Genomic DNA, 22,296 nt, shown 5'->3' on the forward strand with positions numbered 1-22,296 from the left:
GCGCGTCCCAGGAGGGCAGGGGCTACATGTCCAGTTCGAGGCGGGAGCCCTCGGGCGCCCGGGAGACGCACACGCGGATCCGGCCGTCGGCCCGCTCCCGCTCGGTGAGTCTGCCGTCCCGGTGGTCGGCGGTGCCGGCGGTGACCCGCTGGGTGCACACGCCGCAGAACCCCTGGCGGCAGGAGTACGGGGTCGCCGGGTCCCGCTCCAGCAGCACGTCGAGCACGGACCGGTCGGCGGGCACGGGCAGTACCTCACCGCTGCGCCGCAGCCTCAGTTCGAACGGGCGGCCGTCGAGGACCGGAGCGGCGGTGAACCGTTCGAAGTGCAGGGCGGACGCGCCGCTGCCGTCGAAGGCGCCGCGTACGGAGTCCAGCAGGGGACCCGGGCCGCAGCAGTAGACGGCGGCTCCGGCGGGCGCGCTGCCGAGGAGGTTCGCGCCGTCGGGCACGCCGTGCTCGTCGTCGGGCAGGATCTCCACCCGGTCGCCGCCGAGCGCCGCGAGTTCGCCGAGTTCCGCGGCGAACGGCAGCGAGGCGCGCGAGCGGCCGGTGTGGATCAGGCGCCAGTCGAGGCCGAGCCGGGCGGCCTCGCGGGCCATCGGCAGGACCGGCGTGATGCCGATGCCTCCCGCGAGGAACAGCACGGCCGGCTCGGCGGCGAAGGGGAAGGCGTTGCGCGGCCCCTTGACGGTGACGCGCGAGCCCACCGGCAAGGCGTCGTGCACCTCTACGGATCCGCCGCCTCCGCCGGCGATGCGGCGGACCGCGATCCGGTACGCGTACCGGTCGACCGCCGTGCCGCACAGGGAGTACTGCCGTACGCGGCCGGACGGCAGGCACAGGTCGATGTGGGCACCGGCCTGCCAGCGGGGCAGCGGCGAGCGGTCCGGTGCGGTCAGCCGCAGCGAGACGACGCCCTCGGCCTCGGTCTCGCGGGCGGCGACGACGAGTTCGAGGGAGGTGGCCGCGGGGCGGGGCGGACGCCGTCCGTAGCGGTCGGCCTTGCTGACGACGGGGAGGTAGACGTCGGAGAACGCGGCGAGGAAACGCATGAGGCGGTCGCTGCGGCCTCTTCCGTACAGGTCGGGTGGCGCGGGGGCGCGGTGGCGGCTCATCGGAGGGTCCTTGTCTGGCGTACGGCGGAGCGGGTGCGTACGGCGTGGGGCTCGGGCGGGTGCGTACGGCGCGCGGCGGATCGGGTGCCCGCGGCGTGCGACGCCGGCAGGTCGGTGCGCGCGCCCGCTCAGTGCGCGGCGGCGCGGGCAGCCGGAGAGGAGCCGAGGTAGGCGACCGCCTGCCGGGTCGAACCCTCCTGTGAGGGGTGGTAGCGGGGGCTGAGATAGCGGGAGGCGGAGCGCGTCAGCCTGCCGAGCCGTGGCAGCAACCCGCGCCGGGCGGCCTCCCCGTATGCGCGCCATGTGGGCCGCGCGCCCGGCGGGAGCGTCGGATCGGCCGCCATCAGGAACCGGGCCCCGCGGATCCACAGGTGGAGGAGCACCGGGGCGCCGATGGCCATGGTGCGGATGCGCCGCAGGTATCCGGGGTCCAGATGGCGCAGCAGGTCGTAGGCCACGCTGCGGTGCTCGACCTCCTCGGCGCCGTGCCAGCGGAGCAGATCGAGCATCGTCGGGTCGGCACCGGCCCGGTCCAGTCCCTCCGCGTTGAGCACCCAGTCGCCGAGGAAGGCGGTGAAGTGCTCGACGGCCGCGATGATCGCGACGCGCTCGATCACCTGCTCCCGCCGCCGCACCTCGGAGAGGCCCGGTCGCGTGCCGAGGACCCGGCCGAAGACGAACTCGACCTGCTCGACGTAGGGACGGGGGTCGAGGCCCCGGGCCAGGAAGTGGTCGAGGACGCCCTGATGAGCTTCGGCGTGGACCGCTTCCTGTCCGACGAAGCCGAGGACCTCCTCGCGCAGCTTCTCGTCGGTGATCAGGGGCAGCGCCTCCTGGAAGGTGCGTACGAACCAGCGCTCCCCCTCCGGCAGGAGCAGGTGGAGGACGTTGATCACGTGGGTCGCCATCGGCCGGCCGGGGATCCAGTGCAGCGGCAGGCTCGCCCAGTCGAAGCTGACGTCCCGTGGCTGAAGGACAAGATCGTCGTGCTCTTCCGTGGTGCTCATGCGGGCACACTCCTCCGACGCGTGGAGAGGGGATGGGCAGGACCCGGGAAAGGGGCGGCGTCCCGGCCGCGCCTTATTGAGGGTTACTCAACAGTAGGAGTTATTGACTTCTTGTCAATAGAATGGGCGCATGACTCGGCACAGCTCTTCCGCCCGCGCGTCCCGGATGCCTCCGACCGACCGGCGGACCCAAATCCTGGCCGCGGCCCGCCGTGTGCTCGAGGTCCGCACCATCGACGAGATCTCCGTCGAGGCCGTCGCCACCGAGGCCGGCGTCTCGCCGGGGCTGTTGTTCCACTACTTCGGGTCACAGCGCACCTTCCGGCAGGCGATCCTGCAGGCCGCTGCCGAGGAGCTGCTGACACACGTCCGGCCCGATCCGGCCCTGGGTCCCGCCGAGCAACTGCGCTCCGGCATGGAGACCTTCGTCGACTACGTGTCCCGGCACCCGACCGTCTATCAGGCCGTCACCCGGCTGAACACGGGCAGCGGGGTGCGCACCCTGCACCGCTCGGCCCGGACCACGCTCGCGGGATGGCTCTCGGACGCCCTGAGGGCCGCGGGCGCGCCGGACACCCCCGCCGTCGCGCTCGCCGTGGCGGGGTGGCTCGCGTACATGGAGGAGGTCGTCCTGGCGTGGCTGGAGGAGCCCTCGATGGACCGGACGGCCCTCATCGAGCTGTGTGAACGCAGCTTCTACGCCCTGGTCGGGACGGCGGTCGACGACGACGCCCGTTGGGAGCGCATCCTCGCCGGGATCGGTGTGCGGCCGTCCCCGTGACGGACCCTCGCCCGCGCACCACCGCCCCGCCGGCCGGCGGCCGACGAGGCGGTGGGCTGTTCGGGACGGTGCTGCGTACCAGGTGGTGCTCCCTGCGGGGCGGCGTTGCGACGGGGACGGTCACCAATAGTGGCGACGGCCGCCGACTGCGTGACCGACCGCGCCGAGCAGCCAGAGGATCGCTCCGACCGCGACCAGAATGATGCCGATGGTCCACAGAATGCCGATATTCGCCACAGCGCCGACGATCAGAAGTATCAGCCCGAGGATGATCATTTTTTCCCTCCGTTGTCGGAGCGGCCCTATGCTGTACGGCTTTCCACTCTCCGCGGGAGCAAACGGGGGACCCTGGGCCCGGATCGCCGCACGGCCCTACGGCTGCGGGGCGGGGTGGGACGCCGGGGCCGGCAGGAGCGTACGGAAGTGTGCGACGCATCCCTGGAGGGCGAGTTCGAAAGCGGCGTCCGCCCGCCGGGGCGACAGCGCGGTCAGCGCGCTCGCGAGCTGAGGTGTGGCCGCCTCGTCGGCGAGCTCCCACATCGCCTGCGGCGCCGCCATGTCGAGGGCCGAGCCCAGGACCAGGTTCTCCAGGGCGATGATCACGTTCATCACCTCGTCGCGCGGGAATCCTGCGCCCAGCAGCAGGCCGACGGCCCGCTCGTACTGCTCGAGGACCTTCGGGGCGCGGACGGGCGAGGTCATCAGCAGTGGGATCACCCGCGGATGGGCGGCGAAGGCCGCGCGGTAGGAGCGGGCCCACATCGCCATGGCGGTGTCCCAGGGGCGCAGATCGAGGGTCCCCGAGTCGATCGCCGCGCACACCCGCTCCCGCATCAGCTCGACGATCCCGTCCCGGCCGTCCACATGGTGGTAGACCGACGCGGTCTGCACGCCCAGCCGCCGGGCGACCTGCGGGACGCTGAACTCGCCCTGTTCGTCGATGAGTTGCAGAGCGGTCGCGGCGATACGCGTCCTGTCCAGCAGCGGTGTCCGCGGCCGTCCCATGTGTGCTGCTCCCCGTCGAAGTCTTCCCGGATGCCCAAGCGGAAGCTACATTGCCACAACCGAAAGCCTTTAGGTTTATGGATCGCGCCCCCTCCCGCCGTTTCGCAGAAGGGCTTCCCCCGCATGTCCGCAACCACCGAGGCGAGAGTCGGCTCCGCTCCCGACCTTCGCTCGGGCACGCTCGGCACCGCCGACATCGCCTTCTTCGTCGTCTCCGCCGCCGCCCCGCTCACGGTGATGGCCGGCGTCGCCCCCATCGCCATCGTGCTCGGCGGCATCGGCGCCCCGGCCGGCTACCTGCTCGCCGGAGTCACCCTGGCGATCTTCGCCGTCGGTTTCACCACGATGAGCCGCAACGTCCGCAGCGGAGGCGCCTTCTACGCCTACATCACCCGGGGCCTGGGCAAACCCGTCGGCATGGGCGCCGCCCTGCTCGCGATGATCGGCTACAACGGGATGGAGATCGGCGTCTACGGGCTTCTGGGAACGGCCACCGCCGACACCGCGCACGCCCTGTGGGGCATCGACATCCCCTGGCTGCCCGTCTCGCTCGCGGGCCTGCTGCTCATCTGGTGGGGCGGCTTCCGCTCGATCGACTTCGGTGCCAAGGTCCTCGGCGTCCTGCTCCTCGCCGAAACCGGAATCCTCCTGCTGCTCGCGGCAGGCGTCCTGATCAAGGGTGGCGAGGGCGGCATCGGGCTGGACTCCTTCGCACCCGGCCACGTCCTGGTCCCCGGCACCGCCGCCGTCCTCGCCTTCGCCTTCTCGGCCTTCACCGGCTTCGAGTCCACCGTCATCTACCGCCGCGAGGCCCGCGACCCCGCCCGCACCATTGCCCGTGCCACCTACATCGCCGTCGGATTCCTCGGCATCTTCTACGCGTTCATCGTCTGGACCGTGATCCAGGCATTCGGCGACGAAGCCGTCGTCGCCGCGGCCACCGACGACCCCGGCGGACTGTTCTTCGCCGCCATCACCACCTACGTCGGCAGCTGGGCGGCGGACCTGATGCACGTGTTCGTCGTGACCAGCATCCTGGCGTCGCTCCTCGCCTTCCACAACGCCATCAACCGCTACGGACTCGCACTGTCCGAGGAAGGCGTCCTGCCCAAGGCGCTCGCGAAGGTGCACCCGCACCACCGTTCCCCCTATGTCGCGGGCATCGCCCAGACGGTCCTCGGAGCCCTGGTCGTCGTCGGCTTCGCGGCCGCCGGAGCCGACCCCTACACGCAACTGCTCCTGTGGGTGAACACCCCCGGCATGATCGGGCTCATGGCGCTGATGCTGCTCGCCGCCGTCGCCGTCCCGTGCTACTTCCGCCGCATCAGTCACCGCGAGGGCCGGATGCGCACCGTCGTCGCACCGGTGACCGCCGCCGTCCTGCTCGTCGTCGCCATCTGGCTCGTCGTCTCGAAGGTCGCCCTCTTCACCGGCGCCTCGCCGGTGGTCAACACCGTCCTCGTCACGCTCGTCCCCGCCGTCTTCCTCCTCGGCGTCGCGCTGGCCCTGTGGCTGCGTCGCAGCCGGCCCGAGGTGTACGCCGGATTCGCCACCGAACCGAACGAGTAAGGAACAACAGCCCGTGCCCACCGCAGACATCGTCCTCACCGCAGCAGGCGTCCGCACCCTCGACCCCGGCCGTCCGCACGCGACCGCCGTGGCTGTCAAGGACGGCACGATCACCGCCGTCGGGGACGAGCACGACGTACGCCCGTGGCGAGGGCCGGACACCGTGAGCATCGACCTGCCCGGTGCCACCGTCGTTCCCGGCCTCACCGACAGCCACAGCCACCCCGTGTGGGGACTGCAGATGGCCACCGGCACCGACCTCTCCCGCGTACGCGACCTCGGCCAACTGCGCACCGCCCTGCGCGCGGCGGTTCCCACCGACGGATGGATCACCGCGTACGGTCTCGACCACAACGTCTTCGGCGGCAAGCCCGTCGACCGCGACCTGATCGAGGACGTCCTCGCCGGCGCGCCCGCCTTCATCCGGCTCTACGACGGACACTCCGCCCTCGTCAGTGGCACCGCACTGCGGGCCGCGGGTATCGAAGGCCCCCGGTCCTTCGAGCAGCGGGCCACCGTGGTGTGCGACAGCACGGGCCGTCCCACCGGGCACCTGATCGAGCACGCCGCCATGGACCTGGTGAGCGGACTCGTGCCCAAGCCGTCGGTCGCCGAGCGCCGCTCCCGGCTCGTCGAACTGCTCTCCGCGATGGCGGCGACCGGGCTGACCGGCGCCCATGTCATGGACCTCGGCGACGGCGACGTCCCCGAACTCCTCACCGCCGTCGAGGAGGAGGGCGACCTGCCGCTGCGCCTGCGCCTCGCTCCCTGGTGCATGCCCGGTGCGAGCGCCGCGGACCTGGACGAGCTGATCGCACTGCAGTCCCGCGCGGGCCGCCGCTGGCGCGTCGACGGGGTCAAGTTCTTCATGGACGGCACGGTCGAGGGCGGCACCGCGTGGCTGGAGCACGCCGACTGCCACGGCCAGGGGACGGACGCCTTCTGGCCCGATCCGCAGGCGTATGCCGCGGCCGTCCACCGACTGCACTCCGCCGGTGTGCGCACCGCCACCCACGCCATCGGCGACGCCGCCGTGCGGCACGTGCTGGACACCGTGGAAGCGCTCGGCGCCGGCGCGCGGCTCAGGCACCGCATCGAACACATCGAGACCGTGCCCGAGGAGCAGATCCCCCGCTTCGCCCAGCTGGGCGTCATCGCCTCCATGCAGCCCCCGCACACCGCGTACACCCGGGCCGACCGGACCGACGAGTGGTCCCGGCGGCTCGGGGACGAACGGTCCGGCCGGGCCTGGCGCTGCCGGGACCTGCGGGACGCCGGCGCCTGGCTCGCGCTCGGCTCCGACTGGCCGATCGCGCACTACGACGCCCGCGAGGTGCTGGCGACCGCCCGCGCCCCGAAGGGCGCGGCGTCCTCCCGCGCCGGACTGACCGGCCTGATGGCCCTGGAGGGCTGCACCACCCACGCGGCCGTGGCCGGCGGTGAACAGGACGTGTCCGGCCGGATCACTCCCGGCCGCCGGGCGGATCTCACCGCCTTCGGCCTCGATCCCGTGGACGCCCCGGCGGACGAGGTCGCCGAGGCGCCGGTCCTGCTGACCATGACGGGAGGCCGCATCACCCACCGGTCGGCGGCATAGCCCGGCGGCGGGCCCGGTGTGTCCGCCGGGCCCGCAAGGTATTCCGGTCGGCGGGGCGATGCCCGCTGTTACGATTCCCCGGCGTGCGAGAGCCGCGACTGCCCCTGCGACGAGGGAGGTTGATGAATATGGCCTGCGAGGCCCGCCATCAGCATGCCCTTGTCCGGGCCGCACGCGCAGGGTGAGCGGCCCGGTCGTCAACACGACCAGGAGAGTCGCGTGTCTTCTTTCTCATCGGCCGGTACGGATCTGACCACCGACCGCCTCGTCCTGCGGACCTGGTCCGCGGGTGAACTCGCCGCCGTCCTCGGTGACACTCACCGCGCCCACTGGGCGGAGGACTTCCCCGCCGACGGCGACCGCGTCATCGCGGGCTTCGTCACCGGCAACCCCGACGCCCTGCACGCGTACGGGCACCGGCTGGTCATCGAGCGGGACACCGGGCTGGTGGTCGGCTCCATCGGCCTGTTCTGGCCGCCCACCGACGGGGCCGTGGAGATCGGGTACGGCATCGTGCCCTCCCGGCGGGGCCGGGGCTACGCCTCCGAAGCCACCCGCGCCCTCGCGGAGTTCGCCCTGACGGCACCGGGAGTCCACACCGTGCACGCCCGGGTGGAGCTCTCGAATCCGGCCTCGGTCCGTGTGCTGGAGAAGGCCGGGCTGCGGCGCTGGAGCAGCGACGCGGCCACGGCCCGCTTCCGCATGACGGCAGCGGACCCGACTCGGCGGTGAACCGCCCGGGGGCCGGTGGCGGGTGCGTCCCGCGACGACGTCGTCGAGCCCCGCACGGCGGCCCTTCTCGAACCGTACGCGGGCTGCCGCCACCACCGCGGCGACACCTTCTACCCGCCCGAGGAGTTCGCGGGCCTGTTGGCGAAGCTGGACGGCCGCGGCTTCCAGTGCTTCGTCCACGCCACCGGCGACCGGGGCATCCGCACCGTGCTGGACGCTGTCGAGCACGCCCGCACGGTCAACGGCCCGCGAGACGCCCGCCACCAGATCGTCCACGTCGAATGCCTCGACCCCGACGACACTCCGCGCTTCGCCGGCCTGGGCGTGGTCGCGTGCATGCAGCCCCGTCACTGCGCCCCCGAGGTCGCGGGGCCCGGCAAGGACTGGGCGGAGAACGTCGGCGCCGGCCGCTGGCACAAGGCGTGGCCCCTGCGCAGTCTGCACGAGGCCGGGGCCGTACTCGCCCTCTCCAGTGACTGGAACGTGGCGGAGATGGACCCGATGATCGGCATCTACACCGCCGTCACCCGGCGCCCTCTGGGCGGCGGCGAGCCCTGGATGCCGCAGGAGACGATCAGCGTGGCGGCCGCGGTCCACGGGTACACCATGGGCTCCGCGTACGCCAACTTCCTGGAGAACGACCGCGGTTCGCTGACGATCGGCAAGGCCGCCGACTTCGTGGTCCTCTCCCGCGACATCCTGCGCTCGGCCCCGGAGGACATCCCCGGCACCGTCGCGGAGACTGTCGTGGTCGGCGGCCGGGTGGAATACGGCGGCTGACCGAAGACAGGCCGTCGTAGGGTGACGGGCGTGACGACACAGGACGACGCACACCAGGAAACGGTGCTCTACGGGTGCATGGGGCTCGGCGGGGGCTGGGACACCGAGCCCTATGGCGCGCAGGAGATCGCCCAGGCCGAGGCGGTGGTCGAGGCGGCGCTGGAGTGCGGCATCACCACCTTCGACCACGCCGACATCTACCGGCACGGCAAGGCCGAGGCGGTCTTCGGCGAGGTGCTCGCGAGGACGCCCGGGCTGCGCGAGCGCATCGTCGTGCAGACCAAGTGCGGCATCCGGCTCGCGGACGGCGACCGGCCCGGCATCTACGACCTGCGGGGCCGCACCGTCCGCCGCCGGGTCGAGGAGAGCCTGACGCGGCTGCGGACCGACGTCATCGACGTCCTGCTGCTGCACCGCCCGGACCCGCTGGCGGACCCGGACGACCTCGCCGAGGCGCTGACCGCACTGCACCGGGAGGGTCTGGTGCGCCGTTTCGGCGTGTCGAACATGGGGGCGGCCCAGATCGCGCAGCTACAGACCCGGCTCGACGTCCCGCTGGTCGCCAACCAGTTGGAGATGAGCCTCCACCGGCGCGACTGGCTCGAAGCCGGCGTCCTGGTGAACACCCCGGCGGCCGCGGCCAACGGCTTCCCGTTCGGGACCGTCGAGTTCTGCCGGGACAACGGGGTGCGGCTTCAGGCGTGGGGCGCCCTCGCACAGGGGCGCTACACGGGCCTGCAGGAGACGGCCGACGAGGAGGCGACCGCGCAACTGGTCGCCGCCATGGCGAAGGCGAAGGGCACGACGCCGGAGACCATCCTGCTGTGGTGGCTGCGGCGTCACCCCGCGCGGATCGCACCGGTCGTCGGCAGCGCGCGCCCCGAACGGATCCGTGCCTGCCGCGACGCCGTGCGGCAGGACCCGGAGCTGAGCCACGAGGAGTGGTACGAGCTCTGGCTCACCGCGCGCGGCGAACCGCTGCCCTGACCGGACACCACTGCGCGGGCGGGGCCGCGCCGGGCGACCCGGCAAGGCCCCGCCGCGTGTCGCGGACGGCTCAGCGGTCCTCGCGGAGCAGGTCGGCGCACTTCTCGCCGATCATCATCGTGGTGATGCACGGATTGACCGTGACGAGGTCCGGCATGACCGACCCGTCCGCCACCCGCAGCCCCTCCACGCCCTTCACGCGCAGCCGGGCGTCGAGGGGCGCCGCCGGATCGTCGTCCGCGCCCATCTTCACCGTGCAGGCCGGGTGGTACACGGTGTTGTGCGTCTTGTGGATGTAGTCGAGCAGTTCGTCGTCCGTGCGGACATCGGGCCCCGGCGCGAGCTCCGCGCCGGCCCAGCCGGCGAGCGCGGGCTGCGCGGCGATGCGGCGCGCGAGCTTCAGGCCGTAGGTCATCACCCGCACGTCGTGTTCGTGGGTGAAGTACCGCGGGTCGACCATCGGCTTGTCGCGGTAGTCGCGCGTCCGCAGCCGCACCGTGCCGCGCGACTTCGCGCGCGTCACGTTGGGCGTCAGGCAGAAGGCGTTCTCGGACGTCGGATAGCCGTGGCGGGCGGTGTTCATGTCGAAGGGAACCGAGCCGTAGTGGAACATCAGGTCCGGCCGGTCCAGACCCGGCTCGGTGTCGTAGAAGATGCCCGCCTCCCACCACTGGCTGGAGGTCGTGGTCATCGGCTGCTTCGCCTCCCACATGATCACGCCCTCGGGGTGGTCCTGGAGGTTCTCGCCGACCCCGGCCGAGTCGACGAGCACGTCCACGCCCACGTCCCGCAGATGCGCCGCCGGGCCGATCCCGGAGAGCATCAGCAACTTCGGGGTGTCGATCGAGCCGCAGGAGACGACCACCTCACGGCGGGCGCGGACCGTGCGGGTGTGGACCAGATCGGGGTCCAGGTACTCGGCGCCGGTACAGCGGCGGCCGTCGAACACCAGCTTCCTGGCGCGAACCCCGGTGCGTATCTCCAGGTTCGGCCGCTTGTCCATCACCGGGTGGAGATAGGCGACCGACGACGACTGGCGGATGTTGTTCTCGTCCGAGTTGATCTGGAACCAGTTGGCGCCCCGCACCACCGTCGTCCCGGTGTTGAACGCCGTCGTCGGTATGCCCTCCTGCGCGCACGCCTCCAGCGCCGCCGCCCCGCACGGATCGCCGCCCTTGAGCGTGCGCAGCTTCACCGGGCCGGTGCGGCCGTGGTGGTCGCCCGGCGCGTCGTTGTTCTCCAGTCGGCGGTACAGCGGGAACAGGTCCGCCGCGCTCCAGCCCGTACACCCGGCCGCGGCCCAGTCGTCCAGGTCCTCCGCCGGCGCCCAGAACGCGATGCACGAGTTGTGCGACGAGCAGCCGCCGAGCACCTTGGCGCGGGCGTGCCGCATGAAGCTGTTGCCGCTGGCCTGCGGCTCGACCGGGTAGTCCCAGTCGTAGCCGGACTCCAGCAGGCCCATCCAGCGCTCCAGCCTCAGGACGTTGTCGTCCCCGACGTCGCTCGGCCCCGCCTCCAGGACGCACACCGTGACGGACGGGTCCTCGCTGAGCCGCGCGGCGACGACGTTCCCCGCGGTTCCGCCGCCGACGACGACGTAGTCGAAGTCTTCGGTCATGGGGTGGTGACCTCCTTCAGTTGGGCGGGCTCCGGGGACGCGACGGCCGCGTGTTCGGCGAGTACGCCCGTACGGTGCCGCTGGACGAACCAGTAGTAGGCGAAGCCGCCCGCCGCGATCGCGCCGACGAACAGGACCGCGCCCCAGCGCAGGTACCAGTGGTAGGGGGCGGCGGCGTTGTAGACGGCGGACCGCGGCCAGATGAGGTTGAGGGTCATGGCCCCGCCCCACAGGACGGCGAGGATGTTGACGGGCAGTCCCCACCGGCCCAGCGAGAACCTGCCCTCGGCCGGCTGCCACCTGCCGCGCAGCCGCGCCACCAGCATCGGTCCGGTGACCAGCAGGTACGCCAGGTAGATCATGATGATGCCGATGCTGGTGACCACCGTGAAGATCTGCGGCTGGCGGATGTTGACGACGAGGATCGCCAGCGCCAGCACCCCGATGATGACGGTCGGCAGGACCGGCGTGCCGAACCGTGGGCTGACCTTCGCCAGCCGGGACGAGGTCGGCAGATTGTTGTCGCGGGCCATGGCGAACGCGAGCCGGACCGCGGCCGTGTGCACCGCGAGCGCGCACACCGTCACCGCGATCAGCACGCACCACAGCATCGCCTTGCCGGCCGTCGGCCCGAGCACGTCCAGCACGACGTACTGCAGCCCCTCCGTCGACAGCTTCTCGCCGCGCAGACTCGACACGCTCATCAGCGCCAGCAGCAGGATGAGTCCGCCGAGCACGAAGGAGGCGACGATGGCCCGGATGATGGCGCGCGGCGCGTTGCGCGACGGGTCCAGCGACTCCTCGCCGAGCGAGGCGGCCGTGTCGAAGCCGTACATGACGTAGGCGGAGGCGAGCGAGGCGATCAGGAACGCGCCGAGGTAGCCGAAGGACTGGCCGGAGCCGGTGCCCGCCGTGTCCGTGACGACCTGCGGTCCGCGCACGACGTTGACGGCGAGCAGCACGATCAGCACGACGGTGGCGATCAGTTCGATGAAGACGCCGGCGGTGTTGATCCTCGCCATCAGCTTCACGCCGAAGGCGTTGACGACCGTGGTGAACAGGATCAGCACGGCGGCCAGCAGGACCGCGTTCGTGGCCACGTCGTACTTCCCGGTGCCGTCCCCGACGAACTGGAAGAACGACGAGATCTGCGGCAGCGTCAGCTGGTAGGCCAGGGCGACTGCGGCGATGGAGACGACGGAGGCGAGGAGCATCATCCAGCCGGCGAGCCAGCCGACGTGCGGATTGCCCAGCTTCTTCGACCAGTTGTAGATGCTCCCGGCGACCGGATAGCGGGCGGCCAGTTCGGCGAAGCAGAGCGCCACCATGAACTGCCCGGCGAAGACCATCGGCCAGGACCACCAGTAGGCGGCGCCGCCGGTGGCGTAGCCGAAGTAGAACAGCTGGAAGGTGCCGGTGAGGATCGAGATGTACGAGATGCCCGCGGCGAAGGTGTGGAAATTGCCGAGGGTGCGCTTGAGCTCGGGACGGTAGCCGAATTCGGCGAGTTCGGCGTCGTCAGCGGCCGGGACGGGGCCGGGTGGGGCAGAGGTCATGAGTAACTCCTGGACGAGTGGAGGAGAGTGTCAGTCGAACCAGCCCTGCGGCTCGGGGGAGGTGTTGCGCCAGATGTGCTTCGCCTCGCGGTACTCGGCGAGGCCGGCCGGACCCAGCTCACGTCCCGTGCCGGACTGCTTGAACCCGCCCCACTCGGCCTGCGGCACATAGGGGTGGTAGTCGTTGATCCACACGGTGCCGAGCCGCAGCCGGGACGCGATCCGCTGCGCCCTGCCCTCGTCGCCGGTCCACACGGCGCCCGCGAGGCCGTAGATCGTGTCGTTGGCGAGCCGCACGGCCTCGTCCTCGTCCCCGTCGCGGAACCGCTCCACCGTCAGGACCGGTCCGAAGGACTCCTCCCGCACGACCGACATGCCGGCGTGGCACGCGTCGAGAACGGTCGGCAGGTAGTAGAAACCGCCGTCGTACGCGGGGCCCTCGGGCCGGGCACCCCCGCAGCGCAGCACCGCGCCCTCCGCGAGACCGGCCGCGACATACGCCTCGACCTTCGCGCGATGGGCCGCCGAGATCAGCGGACCCGTCCGCGCCTCTTCGTCGAAGGGACCGCCGAGCCGGATCAGCTGCGCCCTGCGCACGACCTCGTCGACGAACCGGTCGTGCAGCGAGTCCTCCACCAGCAGCCGCGCGCCTGCCGAACACACCTGCCCGGAGTGCAGGAACACCGCGGTCAGGGCCATGTCCACGGCCGTCTCGAAGTCGGCGTCCGCGAACACGATGTTGGGGTTCTTGCCGCCCAGTTCGAGCGCGACCTTCTTCACCGTTCCCGCCGCGGCCGCCATCAGCCGGCGGCCCGTCTGCACGCCGCCGGTGAAGGACAGCAGGTCCACATCGGGGTGGTCGGCGAGCGGCGCGCCCGCCTCCGGTCCCGCGCCCAGCACCAGGTTGGCGACGCCGTCCGGCAGTCCGGCCTCCGCCAGCAGCCGCACCAGATGGATCGCGGTGTGCGGGGTGAGCTCGCTCGGCTTGAGGACGAAGGTGTTCCCGGCGGCGAGCGCGGGGGCGACTTTCCACGCCGTCTGGAGCAGCGGGTAGTTCCACGGCGTGATCAGCCCGCACACACCGACCGGCTCGTACACGATCCGGCTGTCGGCCCCGGCCGTACCGGTGTCGATCACCCGGCCCGTCTCGGTGGCGGCGAGCCGCCCGAAGTACCGGAAGCACGCGACGATGTCGTCGATGTCGTACGCGCTCTCCACCAGGCGCTTGCCGGTGTCGAGGGACTCGGCGCGGGCCAGCGCGTCCTTGTCGCGGACCAGCAGATCGGCCACCCGCAGCAGCAGATCACCGCGCTCGGCCGCCGGCGTGTGCGGCCACGGACCCTCGTCGAACGCCCGGCGGGCCGCGGCGATCGCGTCCACCGTGTCCTTGCCGCCCGCCTCGTCGACCTCGCCGACGAGGGAGCCGTCGGCGGGACAGCGGATCTTCCGGGTGCGCTTGTCGCGGGCGGCGGTCCACGCGCCGCCGATGAACAGATCAGGCATCGATGCCTCCGAGGTGCTCGGTCAGCCAGGAATGGAAGAGGCCGATGTGGTGCTCGGTGGGCACCAGGACACCGCCGTCCCGGTAGGCGCGGGACGCCATCGACGGCTGGGTGCGCTCGCACGCCTCGAAGTCCTGAGCGTTGACCCGGTGGAACAGCTCCACGGACTTCGACACGTCCGCCCCGGACTCCACCACCTCGGGCGCGTACAGCCAGTCGCACTCGACGACCGTGCGGTCCTCGGCGAGCGGGAACATCCGGTGCAGGATCACGTGGTCGGGCACGAGGTTGATGAAGACGGTGGGCTTGACGGTGATCGCGTAGTAGCGGCGGTCCTGGTCGTCCGCCACCTCGGGCAGCTTGGCGAAGCCCTCGCTGCCGTCGACGGTGAAGCCCTTGATCTCGTCACCGAACTCGGCGCCGTGGCCCACGTAGTACTGGGCCGCGTAGCCGTCCGCGAACTCCGGGAGCACCTCGGTGAGTTCGGGGTGGATCGTCGCGCAGTGGTAGCACTCCATGAAGTTCTCGACGATCAGCTTCCAGTTGGCCTTCACGTCGTAGGTGATGCGCCGGCCGAGCGCCAGGTCCTCGGTCCGGTAGCGCTCGACGGACGCGGCGTCGCCGAGGCGCTCCACGGCCGCGCCGATGACGGTCTCCTCGAAGGACGGCGGCTCGTCGGCCAGGCACACCCAGGCATAGCCCAGCCATTCCCGCAGCGCCACGGTCACCAGGCCGTATGCGGTGCGGTCGACGTCGGGCATCTTCACCAGGTTCGGCGCGGCGATCAGCTTGCCGTCGAGGTCGTAGGTCCAGGCGTGGTACGGGCACTGGAGGGAGCGCTTGACCTCTCCGGACTCCTCCGTGCAGAGCCGGGCGCCGCGGTGGCGGCAGATGTTGAGGAAGGCGCGCAGCTCGCCCTTGCGGTTGCGGCTGACGATGACGCTCTCGCGGCCCACCTGGACGGTGCGGAAGGCGCCGGGCTTGTCGAGGTCGGCGCTGCGCACGGCGCAGAACCACATCGATTCGAACAGCAGCTCCTGCTCCTGCCGGAAGATCTCCGGGTCGGTGTAGAAGTGACCGGGCAGTGTGGCGATCAGGCTCGGGGAGAGGGAGGACTCGGGGGAGACGGGGGTTGTCGTCAGGGCGTGCTCCTCAGGCGGGCGCGGCGGACAGCCGGCGAGGGTCGAAAAGCTCGAGGGGGTGCTCGGTGGTCCCCGGGTGTGCCTTTCTTGACGGCTATGACGGCACGGACCTCATGGAGCACGACGAGACTCCTCGGTTGTTGCGCAAGGCATGACGGGTTGCGCGATGGGGAACATCGTGGGGAGGTGGGGAAGGCCCCGTCAAGAGTCGTGAGTTAACGAGAGGCAAAACCCGGCGAGGCGACGGAAACGCTCCGGACGCACGACGACGCGGGGCCGGGTGGCCCCGCGTCGAACAATGAGTGGCGTTCCGGCCCGGTGTCAGAGGCCGTATCCATGCGCCGGGACAGCTCGTTCGCCGCCTCGGCCGTGCGCGCCGTCGACCGGCCCCGCCCCTTCCTGCGCGCCCGTCGTGACTTCGCCCGCGCGGCCCAGCCCGCGCCGGCCGCCTGACCGCCTTGGAGCCGCCGGACCTCCTTCGAGGCGCGTGACGCCCCGCGCGGCGCGGGAGCGCCACCGACCCGAAAGGGCACGCAGGCACCCGTCCGCGAGACACCACACGCGCGCCTGCGGATTCGCGCGGGGATGACGGGGTAGAACGGTGCCGGGCGCTGAGGCACGGCGCCCGGAGCCGCTCGTTATGCGGGCTGTTCCTCAGATGGACAGAAGGACGGGTATGGCCAGCGGTACGGTGAAGTGGTTCAACGCGGAAAAGGGCTTCGGCTTCATCTCACAGGACGGCGGAGGCCCCGATGTCTTCGCCCACTACTCGAACATCTCGGGAACCGGCTACCGGGAGCTCCATGAGGGCGAAGCCGTGACCTTCGACGTCACGCAGGGGCAGAAGGGCCCGCAGGCGGAGAACATCGTCCGCAACTGATCCGCCTCGACGGCATGTGCGCCGGACCGCCGCCTTCTCGGTGGCGGTCCGGCGTGCGTTCCGGGCGGGACGCGGCGGCGCCGGCAGCGTCAGTCCACCCGCAGGACGAGCTTTCCGCGGGTGTGGCCGCTCTGGCTGATGCGCCATGCCTCGGCCGCCTCGGCGAGCGGGAGCACCCGGTCGACGTGCACCGTGAGTCTGCCCGCGTCGGCCAGAGCGGCGAGCGAGGTCAGTCCCGCGGTGTCGGGCCGGACCCATACGTACCGGGCGCCCTTCGCGGGCGCCTGCGGGTCGGCGATGGACGCCACCCGGTCCGGCCGGTCGACGAGCGCGAGCGAGACGTCGACCGCGTCGCCGCCCACGAAGTCCAGGGCCGCGTCGACGCCTTGCGGGGCCAGTGCCCTGATCCGGTCCTCGAGTCCCGGCCCGTAGGTGACGGGGTCGGCGCCCAGCTCACGGAGGAAGGCGTGGTTGTGCTCGCTCGCCGTGCCGATCACCCGGGCGCCGAGCGCCACGGCGATCTGCGTGCCGATCGACCCCACGCCGCCGGCGGCGGCGTGGACGAGGACCGTGTCGCCCGCGCGAACGCCGACGCGCTGGATCGCCTGATGGGCCGACAGCCCGGCCAGTGGTGTTCCCGCCGCCTCCTCCCAGCTCATGGCGGCGGGCTTGCGGGCGAGCATCCGCACATGGGCCGAGACGAACTCGGCGTAGGCGCCGAGCTGGACGGTGTCCTTGCGGACGTATCCGTACACCTCGTCGCCGACCTGGAACTCGTCCGCGTCGAGGCCGACGCGCTCGACGACTCCGGCCACGTCCCAGCCGGGGATCAGCGGGAAGCGTACCTCCATGAGGGCGTCGAGCCCGCCCTGCGCGAGCTTCCAGTCGACCGGGTTCACGCCCGCTGCCTTCACCCGTACGAGCACTTCGCCGGGGGCCACCTTGGGATCGGGATGGTCCGAGAGTTCCAGGTCGCCTGCCTGGCCGTACCGGCTCATTGTCACAGCTTGCATGCCCTGCAATGTAACTCTGCGCAAATATGATCGAGCGCAATAACACGTAGACGCAAGGACTTGTCCCGCTGGGGACTCCCTTGTCCCCCTGTCGATGCTGTCCCAAACTCACACCGGTGATTGACAGGGGCACATCAGGCAGGGAATCCCTGCCGGTGTCCCGCCTGGCTGCACCTCACGGGTCCGCCACCCATCGGGCCCCTGAACTCCACAGGAGGAGATCGAGTGAGGAACAAGCGCACCAACGCCAGTACTTCGAGACGCCTCCGCCTGCTCGCCGTCGCCGCCGGCATCGTGGCCGTCACCTCGGCCGGCCTGCCCACCGCGGGCGCGGCGTCCCCGGAGGTCCACAGCGCCACCCAGTTGTCCCGGGTGAGCGACGCCGTGCTGAAGGCCGGCGTCGGCGGCACCGCGTGGCACGTCGACGAGGCGTCCGGCCGGGTCGTCGTGACCGCGGACAGCACCGTCTCCCGCGCCGGGATCGCCAAGCTGAAGAAGGCGGCGGGCGCCGACGCGAGCGCCCTCAGGATCGAGCGCGACAGCGGCGTCTTCACACCGCTCGGCTCGGCCGGCGACGCCATCTACGGCAGCGGCTACCGCTGCTCGCTCGGATTCAACGTCGTCAGCGGCAACACCTACTACTTCCTGACCGCGGGGCACTGCGGGGACGTGTCCAGGAACTGGTACACCAACTCCTCGCAGACCACGCTGATAGGCCCGACGGTCGGATCCAGTTTCCCGGGCAACGACTACGCCCTGGTCCGCTACGACAACGCCTCGCTCAGCCACCCCGGCGGCTTCTCCGCGGCCGACGCGTACGTCGGCGAGCCCGTCAAGCGCACCGGATCCACCACCGGCACGCACAGCGGCACCGTCACCGCGCTCGACGTCACCGTCCACTACAGCGGCGGCGGCACGGTCAGGGGCATGATCCAGACCAACGTCTGCGCCGAGCCGGGCGACTCCGGCGGCCCGCTCTACGACGGCGGCAAGGCACTCGGCATCACCTCGGGCGGCAGCGGCAACTGCCGCACCGGCGGCACCACCTTCTACCAGCCGGTCCCCGAGGCGCTCGCCAAGTACAACGTGAGCGTCTACTGAACGACAGGCGGCCGGGCCGGGATGCAGACCCGGTCCGGCCGCCGTGCGCGTGGACTGCCTAGAAGGTCAGGTTCCAGGCGTTGATCCTGCCCGTGTCCTGGGTGGCGGTGTCACGCACCCGCAGCTTCCACGTACCGTTCGCGACCTCGCTCGAGGCGTTGACGCTGTACGCCTTGCCCACGTTGTCCGTGCCGTCGTTGTTGGCGAAGTCCTCCAGCAGGTACACCGTGCCGTCCGGTGCGACGAGCGAGACGACGAGGTCGCCGCGGTAGGTGTGCTGGATGTCCACACCGACCTTGAGCGTGGCGGGCGCGTTGCCGGTGACACCGGAGACGGTGATCGGACTCTCGGCCGTGGCGTTGTCGGCGATCGCGACATCGGCCGTGTTCTCGAAGAACGTGCCGGTCGGCGGCGTGCTGCCGCCGACGGCCTTCAGCGCGTCGACCTGGCCCTCGCCGAAGAACCCGTTGTCGGCCGTCGTGCCCGTGCACCGGCTGTCGGACGGGCAGGCGGTGTCGGTGGCCTGCGAGTCCAGCCGGGCCCGGATGTCCGCGGGCGTGTAGGCCGGGTTGACGCTCGCGAGCAGCGCGGCGACGCCCGCGACGTGCGGGGAGGCCATCGACGTGCCGTTCTTGTTGCCGTACTTGCCGCCCGGCAGCGTCGAGTAGACCCCGTAGGCTCCGTCGCCGCCGGGAGCGGCGACGTCGATGACGCCGTTGCCGAAGTTGGAGTACGACGCCTTGACGTTGCCCCTGCCCATGGCCGCGACGGTGACGACGCCCGGCAGTTCGGTCGGGATGTCGACGCAGTCGTTCGTGATCGTGCGGGTGACCGGAGTCGAGTCGTTGGGGCTCTCGCTGTCGGTCGTCTTGTTCGCCAGGTCGTAGTTCGAGTTGCCCGCGGCGGCGACCTGGAGGGAGCCCTTGTTCTCGGCGTACGCCTGGGCGCGCCGCACACCCTCGATGATGGCGGCCTGGTCGGCGTCGTCCGGGCAGTTGAACTGCCACGGGTCGGTGTAGAAGCTGTTGTTGGTGACCTTGAAGCCGTGGTCACCGGCCCAGACGAAGCCGCAGATCGTGTTCTCCGCGAAGAACAGGCCGCTCGGCTGCTCCGCGATGCGGACCGACGAGATCTTCACGCCGGGCGCGACGCCGATGACGCCCTTGCCGTTCCTGGCCGCCGCGATCGTTCCCGCGACGTGCGTGCCGTGGGTGTCGATGTCCCGCCACGCACCCGCCCGGGTGTCCGCCTTGCCGTAGGCGCAGGAGACCGAGTCGGCCGCGTTGAAGTTGGGCGCGATGTCCTGGTGCCGGTCGTCCACGCCGGTGTCGAGGACACCGACCTTGACCGAGGCAGAGCCGGTGGTCACCGCCCACGCCTGGTCGGCCTTGATCTGCGTCATGTCCCAGCGGTTGGACTCCGTCAGCGTCGTCGGCGACTGCGCCGGATTCGCGGGCAGCTCGGGGTTGTACGCGTCGGCCGGCACGTCCGACGTGCGCGTCGCGCCGACCTGCTCGACGCCGCTCACGGCGCGCATCCCCGGGGCGAAGGAGGCGGATGCCGAGTGCGCCACGATCACGCCGATGGCGTCGTAGGACGCGAAGACCGTGCCGCCGTTGGCCGTCACCGCGCTGCGCCCGGCCGCGGTGTCACCGGGCGCGGTGATCACCAGGTAGGCGCGGGTGCCCGCGGCCCAGGCGGCCGCCTGGGCCGGGGCCGCCTCGGGCGCCGCCGGTGCGGCGTGGGCCGGCCGGAGGGGGCCTGCGAGCGCCACGGCCGTTCCGACGGCGGCAGCGGCGGCCATGGCCGAGAGTCTCAGCCGGGTGGATATGTGGGAAAACAATGCGTCCTCCGAAGGCCCGGAGGCGCTGGTGGCGCCTGCCCCGGGCCGAGTGTTGTGTGGGGTGGACGCAAGATCTCAGACTCTTGTTGTGGAGGGAAGACTTCCGTTCGATGAACGGGTGTGCGTTTACGCGCCGTTGATCTATGACCGGCCCGACGCTCGTGTGCGGTACTGCCCCGGCGCCATTCCGTCCTCGCGCTTGAACGCCTTGGCGAACGCGAACTCCGAGCTGTATCCCGTGCGCTGGGCGATCGTACGCAGAGGCGAGTCGTCCGCGCGCAGCAGCGCTCCCGCGGTCGTCATGCGCCACCACGGGTCTGACGCGGATCCGCCGAGAGGCCCCGGGGCTCAGCCCGCGGTCTGGCCCCGCTCGAAGTAGGCGGCCAGCTCCGGATCCACGGCGTCGACCCGGCGCGGCGTTCCGCCGTCCCGGAGCGAGGCCGTCGCCTGGACGCCGGCGGCGACGGCCATCCGGGCGGCGACCGGTGAGGTGTCGGTCCGGCCGCCCTCGCGCACGAAGCGGACGAACTCGTCGACGAGCAGCGGGTCGGCGCCACCGTGCCCGGCGTTGTCCTCGGCGGCGGGGATGTCATGGGTCTCGTCCGCCTCGGGGCGGTGGCCGGAGCGGCGCGTGTTCCACACCTTGACGCAGCCGCCTGGGCCGTCACCGAAGTTCTCCAGCCGGCCGGCGTCCCCGATGACGGTGTAGTTGCGCCAGTAGTCGGGAGTGAAGTGGCACTGCTGGTACGCGGCGAGCACACCGTTGTCCAGGCGCATGTTGAGCAGCGAGACGTCCTCGACGTCGATGACCGGGTTGAGGGCGCGCTGGGTGTGCGGCGGCCAGTGGCCGTCCTTCGTGTACCAGTCGTCCGCCTTGGGTTCCCCCGGGGCGCGGCGGTGGGGGTTGTCCCCGTAGACCATCAGGTCGCCGAGGGCCTGGACGTCCCTCGCCCAGCCTCCGGCGAGCCAGTGCAGCACGTCGATGTCGTGCGCGGCCTTCTGGAGCAGCAGGCCGGTCGTGAAACGGCGTTGGGCATGCCAGTCCTTGAAGTACCAGTCACCGCCGTAGCCCACGAAGTGGCGGATCCATACGGTCTTCACGCGACCGATCGCGCCCCGGCCGATCAGGTCGCGCATCAGCCGGACCACGGGCATGTGGCGCATGTTGTGGCCGACGTAGAGGCGGGTGCCCGTCGCGTACGCGGTGCGCAGGATCTCGTCGCAGCGCTCCACGGTGATGTCGAGCGGCTTCTCGACGAAGACGGGCTTGCCCGCGCGCAGGGCCTCGCACGCGACGTCGGCGTGGGTGTGGTCGGGGGTGAGGACCAGCACGGCGTCGATGTCGTGGTCGGCGATCACCTTGCGGTGGTCCTCGGTGATGGCGGCGTCGGGGAAGGCCATGGCCGCCTCCGCACGGGCCCGAGCGTCCGGGTCCGCGATCGCGGTGACACGGGAGCCGGCTCCCGGGCGGTGGGCGGTGCGGGCGAGGCTGCCGCGCAGGCCGTAGCCGAGAACGCCGATGCGGAGGTCGGTCATGGTCTTCCTTCCGAGGAGCTACGGGTGGACGAGGACGTGGGAGAGCGCCACCCGGCCGGTACCGGTGAGCCGGATCCTCACGAACCGCGTCTCGGTGTCGAGGCCGATCAGCGTCGGCCGCAGGGCCTTGCCCGGAACGTGCACCGTGCCGGTGTCCGTCACGACATCGAAACCGGCGGTCGTCATCGAGGAGTTGTTCCAGACCTCGACCTGTCCCACCTGCCGGGTGCTGCCGAGGTCCGCCTGCCACCAGGCGCCCGGCTCGGACAGCGTACGGGTATCGGTGGTGGTGTCGCCGTCGACGGCGCGCGCCGCCGTCGCCGTGCCGTCGGTGGACGACTGCGTCACCGTGCCCGTGCGGGCCAGGTCACGCCGCCGCTTCCGGGAAGTCGTCAGGCGCGGTCGGGTTGGCGGCGGCGGAGAGCCAGTCGCGCGTCGTCCAGGGCGCGGGAAGGAGGGCTTGCCGCAGCGATGAGCACAAATCTCACCCTGCCTCTTGCGTTTGATAGCAAGCGCTTACATCATGCGCT

The 22,296-nt window shown here is 71.4% G+C and carries 20 protein-coding genes and 1 pseudogene; 8 read left to right on the forward strand and 13 right to left on the reverse strand.

The window, feature by feature from the left end; genetic code table 11:
• Positions 1-22 precede the first annotated feature (22 nt).
• Together ACWD0A_RS07315 and ACWD0A_RS07320 are read right to left on the reverse strand one after the other, a co-directional pair.
• Positions 23-1,117 (reverse strand): PDR/VanB family oxidoreductase, encoded by a 1,095-nt coding sequence (locus ACWD0A_RS07315; RefSeq protein WP_451295466.1) that lies wholly within the window; start codon positions 1,115-1,117, stop codon positions 23-25.
• Between the two features lie 128 nt (positions 1,118-1,245).
• Positions 1,246-2,124 carry a metal-dependent hydrolase gene (locus tag ACWD0A_RS07320; protein WP_451295468.1) on the reverse strand — a complete coding sequence of 293 codons (879 nt, stop codon included), beginning with the start codon at positions 2,122-2,124 and terminating at the stop codon, positions 1,246-1,248.
• 130 nt (positions 2,125-2,254) lie between these two features.
• Here ACWD0A_RS07320 and ACWD0A_RS07325 point away from each other — a divergent pair, with 130 nt between their 5' ends.
• On the forward strand, positions 2,255-2,905 hold the full coding sequence (locus ACWD0A_RS07325; RefSeq protein WP_451295470.1) for a TetR/AcrR family transcriptional regulator: 651 nt from the start codon (positions 2,255-2,257) through the stop codon (positions 2,903-2,905).
• 120 nt (positions 2,906-3,025) lie between these two features.
• Here ACWD0A_RS07325 and ACWD0A_RS07330 read toward each other — a convergent pair whose 3' ends face one another.
• Both ACWD0A_RS07330 and ACWD0A_RS07335 read right to left on the reverse strand, forming a co-directional pair.
• Positions 3,026-3,181: a DUF6131 family protein gene (locus tag ACWD0A_RS07330; RefSeq protein ID WP_177151518.1), complete on the reverse strand. Its 156-nt coding sequence runs from the start codon at positions 3,179-3,181 to the stop codon at positions 3,026-3,028.
• Between the two features lie 96 nt (positions 3,182-3,277).
• On the reverse strand, positions 3,278-3,910 hold the full coding sequence (locus ACWD0A_RS07335; protein WP_451295472.1) for a TetR/AcrR family transcriptional regulator: 633 nt from the start codon (positions 3,908-3,910) through the stop codon (positions 3,278-3,280).
• Between the two features lie 123 nt (positions 3,911-4,033).
• Between ACWD0A_RS07335 and ACWD0A_RS07340 the strand changes: the two genes are divergently transcribed.
• The 5 genes from ACWD0A_RS07340 (at position 4,034) to ACWD0A_RS07360 (ending at position 9,575) form a co-directional block, all read left to right on the forward strand.
• Positions 4,034-5,479 carry an APC family permease gene (locus ACWD0A_RS07340; protein ID WP_451295474.1) on the forward strand — a complete coding sequence of 482 codons (1,446 nt, stop codon included), beginning with the start codon at positions 4,034-4,036 and terminating at the stop codon, positions 5,477-5,479.
• A gap of 13 nt (positions 5,480-5,492) precedes the next feature.
• Positions 5,493-7,076, forward strand: a complete 1,584-nt coding sequence (locus ACWD0A_RS07345; protein ID WP_451295476.1) for an amidohydrolase — start codon at positions 5,493-5,495, stop codon at positions 7,074-7,076.
• A 219-nt stretch (positions 7,077-7,295) separates the two neighbouring features.
• The gene (locus tag ACWD0A_RS07350) at positions 7,296-7,808 is read left to right on the forward strand and encodes a GNAT family N-acetyltransferase (RefSeq protein ID WP_451295478.1); all 513 of its coding nucleotides are present in this window, start codon (positions 7,296-7,298) and stop codon (positions 7,806-7,808) included.
• A 15-nt stretch (positions 7,809-7,823) separates the two neighbouring features.
• Positions 7,824-8,588, forward strand: coding sequence for an amidohydrolase (locus ACWD0A_RS07355; RefSeq protein ID WP_451295480.1), 765 nt, complete (start codon positions 7,824-7,826; stop codon positions 8,586-8,588).
• A 78-nt stretch (positions 8,589-8,666) separates the two neighbouring features.
• Positions 8,667-9,575, forward strand: a complete 909-nt coding sequence (locus ACWD0A_RS07360) for an aldo/keto reductase (protein WP_451295559.1) — start codon at positions 8,667-8,669, stop codon at positions 9,573-9,575.
• Between the two features lie 70 nt (positions 9,576-9,645).
• Here ACWD0A_RS07360 and ACWD0A_RS07365 read toward each other — a convergent pair whose 3' ends face one another.
• The 4 genes from ACWD0A_RS07365 to ACWD0A_RS07380 are packed head-to-tail and all read right to left on the reverse strand — an operon-like array spanning position 9,646 to position 15,393.
• Positions 9,646-11,193, reverse strand: coding sequence for a GMC family oxidoreductase (locus ACWD0A_RS07365; protein WP_451295482.1), 1,548 nt, complete (start codon positions 11,191-11,193; stop codon positions 9,646-9,648).
• On the reverse strand, positions 11,190-12,749 hold the full coding sequence (locus ACWD0A_RS07370) for an APC family permease (protein WP_451295484.1): 1,560 nt from the start codon (positions 12,747-12,749) through the stop codon (positions 11,190-11,192). Before ACWD0A_RS07370 ends, ACWD0A_RS07365 begins: the two co-directional genes overlap by 4 nt.
• Before the next feature lie 30 nt (positions 12,750-12,779).
• Complete coding sequence (locus ACWD0A_RS07375; RefSeq protein ID WP_451295486.1) at positions 12,780-14,252, reverse strand: aldehyde dehydrogenase family protein; 1,473 nt, start codon at positions 14,250-14,252, stop codon at positions 12,780-12,782.
• On the reverse strand, positions 14,245-15,393 hold the full coding sequence (locus ACWD0A_RS07380; RefSeq protein WP_451295561.1) for an aromatic ring-hydroxylating oxygenase subunit alpha: 1,149 nt from the start codon (positions 15,391-15,393) through the stop codon (positions 14,245-14,247). Before ACWD0A_RS07380 ends, ACWD0A_RS07375 begins: the two co-directional genes overlap by 8 nt.
• A 676-nt stretch (positions 15,394-16,069) precedes the next feature.
• Here ACWD0A_RS07380 and ACWD0A_RS07385 point away from each other — a divergent pair.
• Complete coding sequence (locus ACWD0A_RS07385; protein ID WP_177151533.1) at positions 16,070-16,273, forward strand: cold-shock protein; 204 nt, start codon at positions 16,070-16,072, stop codon at positions 16,271-16,273.
• Positions 16,274-16,362: 89 nt separating this feature from the next.
• On the opposite strand, the gene ACWD0A_RS07390 is transcribed toward ACWD0A_RS07385, so the two are convergent.
• Entirely contained in the window at positions 16,363-17,286 is a 924-nt protein-coding gene (locus ACWD0A_RS07390; RefSeq protein WP_451295489.1) for an NADP-dependent oxidoreductase, read from the reverse strand.
• Between the two features lie 225 nt (positions 17,287-17,511).
• Between ACWD0A_RS07390 and ACWD0A_RS07395 the strand changes: the two genes are divergently transcribed.
• A complete protein-coding gene (locus tag ACWD0A_RS07395; RefSeq protein ID WP_451295491.1) occupies positions 17,512-18,387 on the forward strand; it encodes a S1 family peptidase in 876 nt (291 codons plus the stop codon).
• A gap of 58 nt (positions 18,388-18,445) precedes the next feature.
• Here the strand turns inward: ACWD0A_RS07395 and ACWD0A_RS07400 are convergent, their stop codons facing one another.
• From ACWD0A_RS07400 to ACWD0A_RS07415, 4 genes and pseudogenes are all read right to left on the reverse strand, one after another.
• Positions 18,446-20,191 carry a S8 family peptidase gene (locus tag ACWD0A_RS07400; protein ID WP_451295493.1) on the reverse strand — a complete coding sequence of 582 codons (1,746 nt, stop codon included), beginning with the start codon at positions 20,189-20,191 and terminating at the stop codon, positions 18,446-18,448.
• 180 nt (positions 20,192-20,371) lie between these two features.
• Positions 20,372-20,542: pseudogene (locus ACWD0A_RS07405) on the reverse strand (helix-turn-helix domain-containing protein); the annotation flags it as partial.
• Positions 20,543-20,578: 36 nt separating this feature from the next.
• The gene (locus tag ACWD0A_RS07410) at positions 20,579-21,766 is read right to left on the reverse strand and encodes a Gfo/Idh/MocA family protein (protein ID WP_451295495.1); all 1,188 of its coding nucleotides are present in this window, start codon (positions 21,764-21,766) and stop codon (positions 20,579-20,581) included.
• A gap of 18 nt (positions 21,767-21,784) precedes the next feature.
• A complete protein-coding gene (locus tag ACWD0A_RS07415; protein WP_451295497.1) occupies positions 21,785-22,114 on the reverse strand; it encodes a galactose-binding domain-containing protein in 330 nt (109 codons plus the stop codon).
• Positions 22,115-22,296: the final 182 nt, after the last annotated feature.

The organism is Streptomyces sp. NPDC002867 (assembly GCF_053591895.1).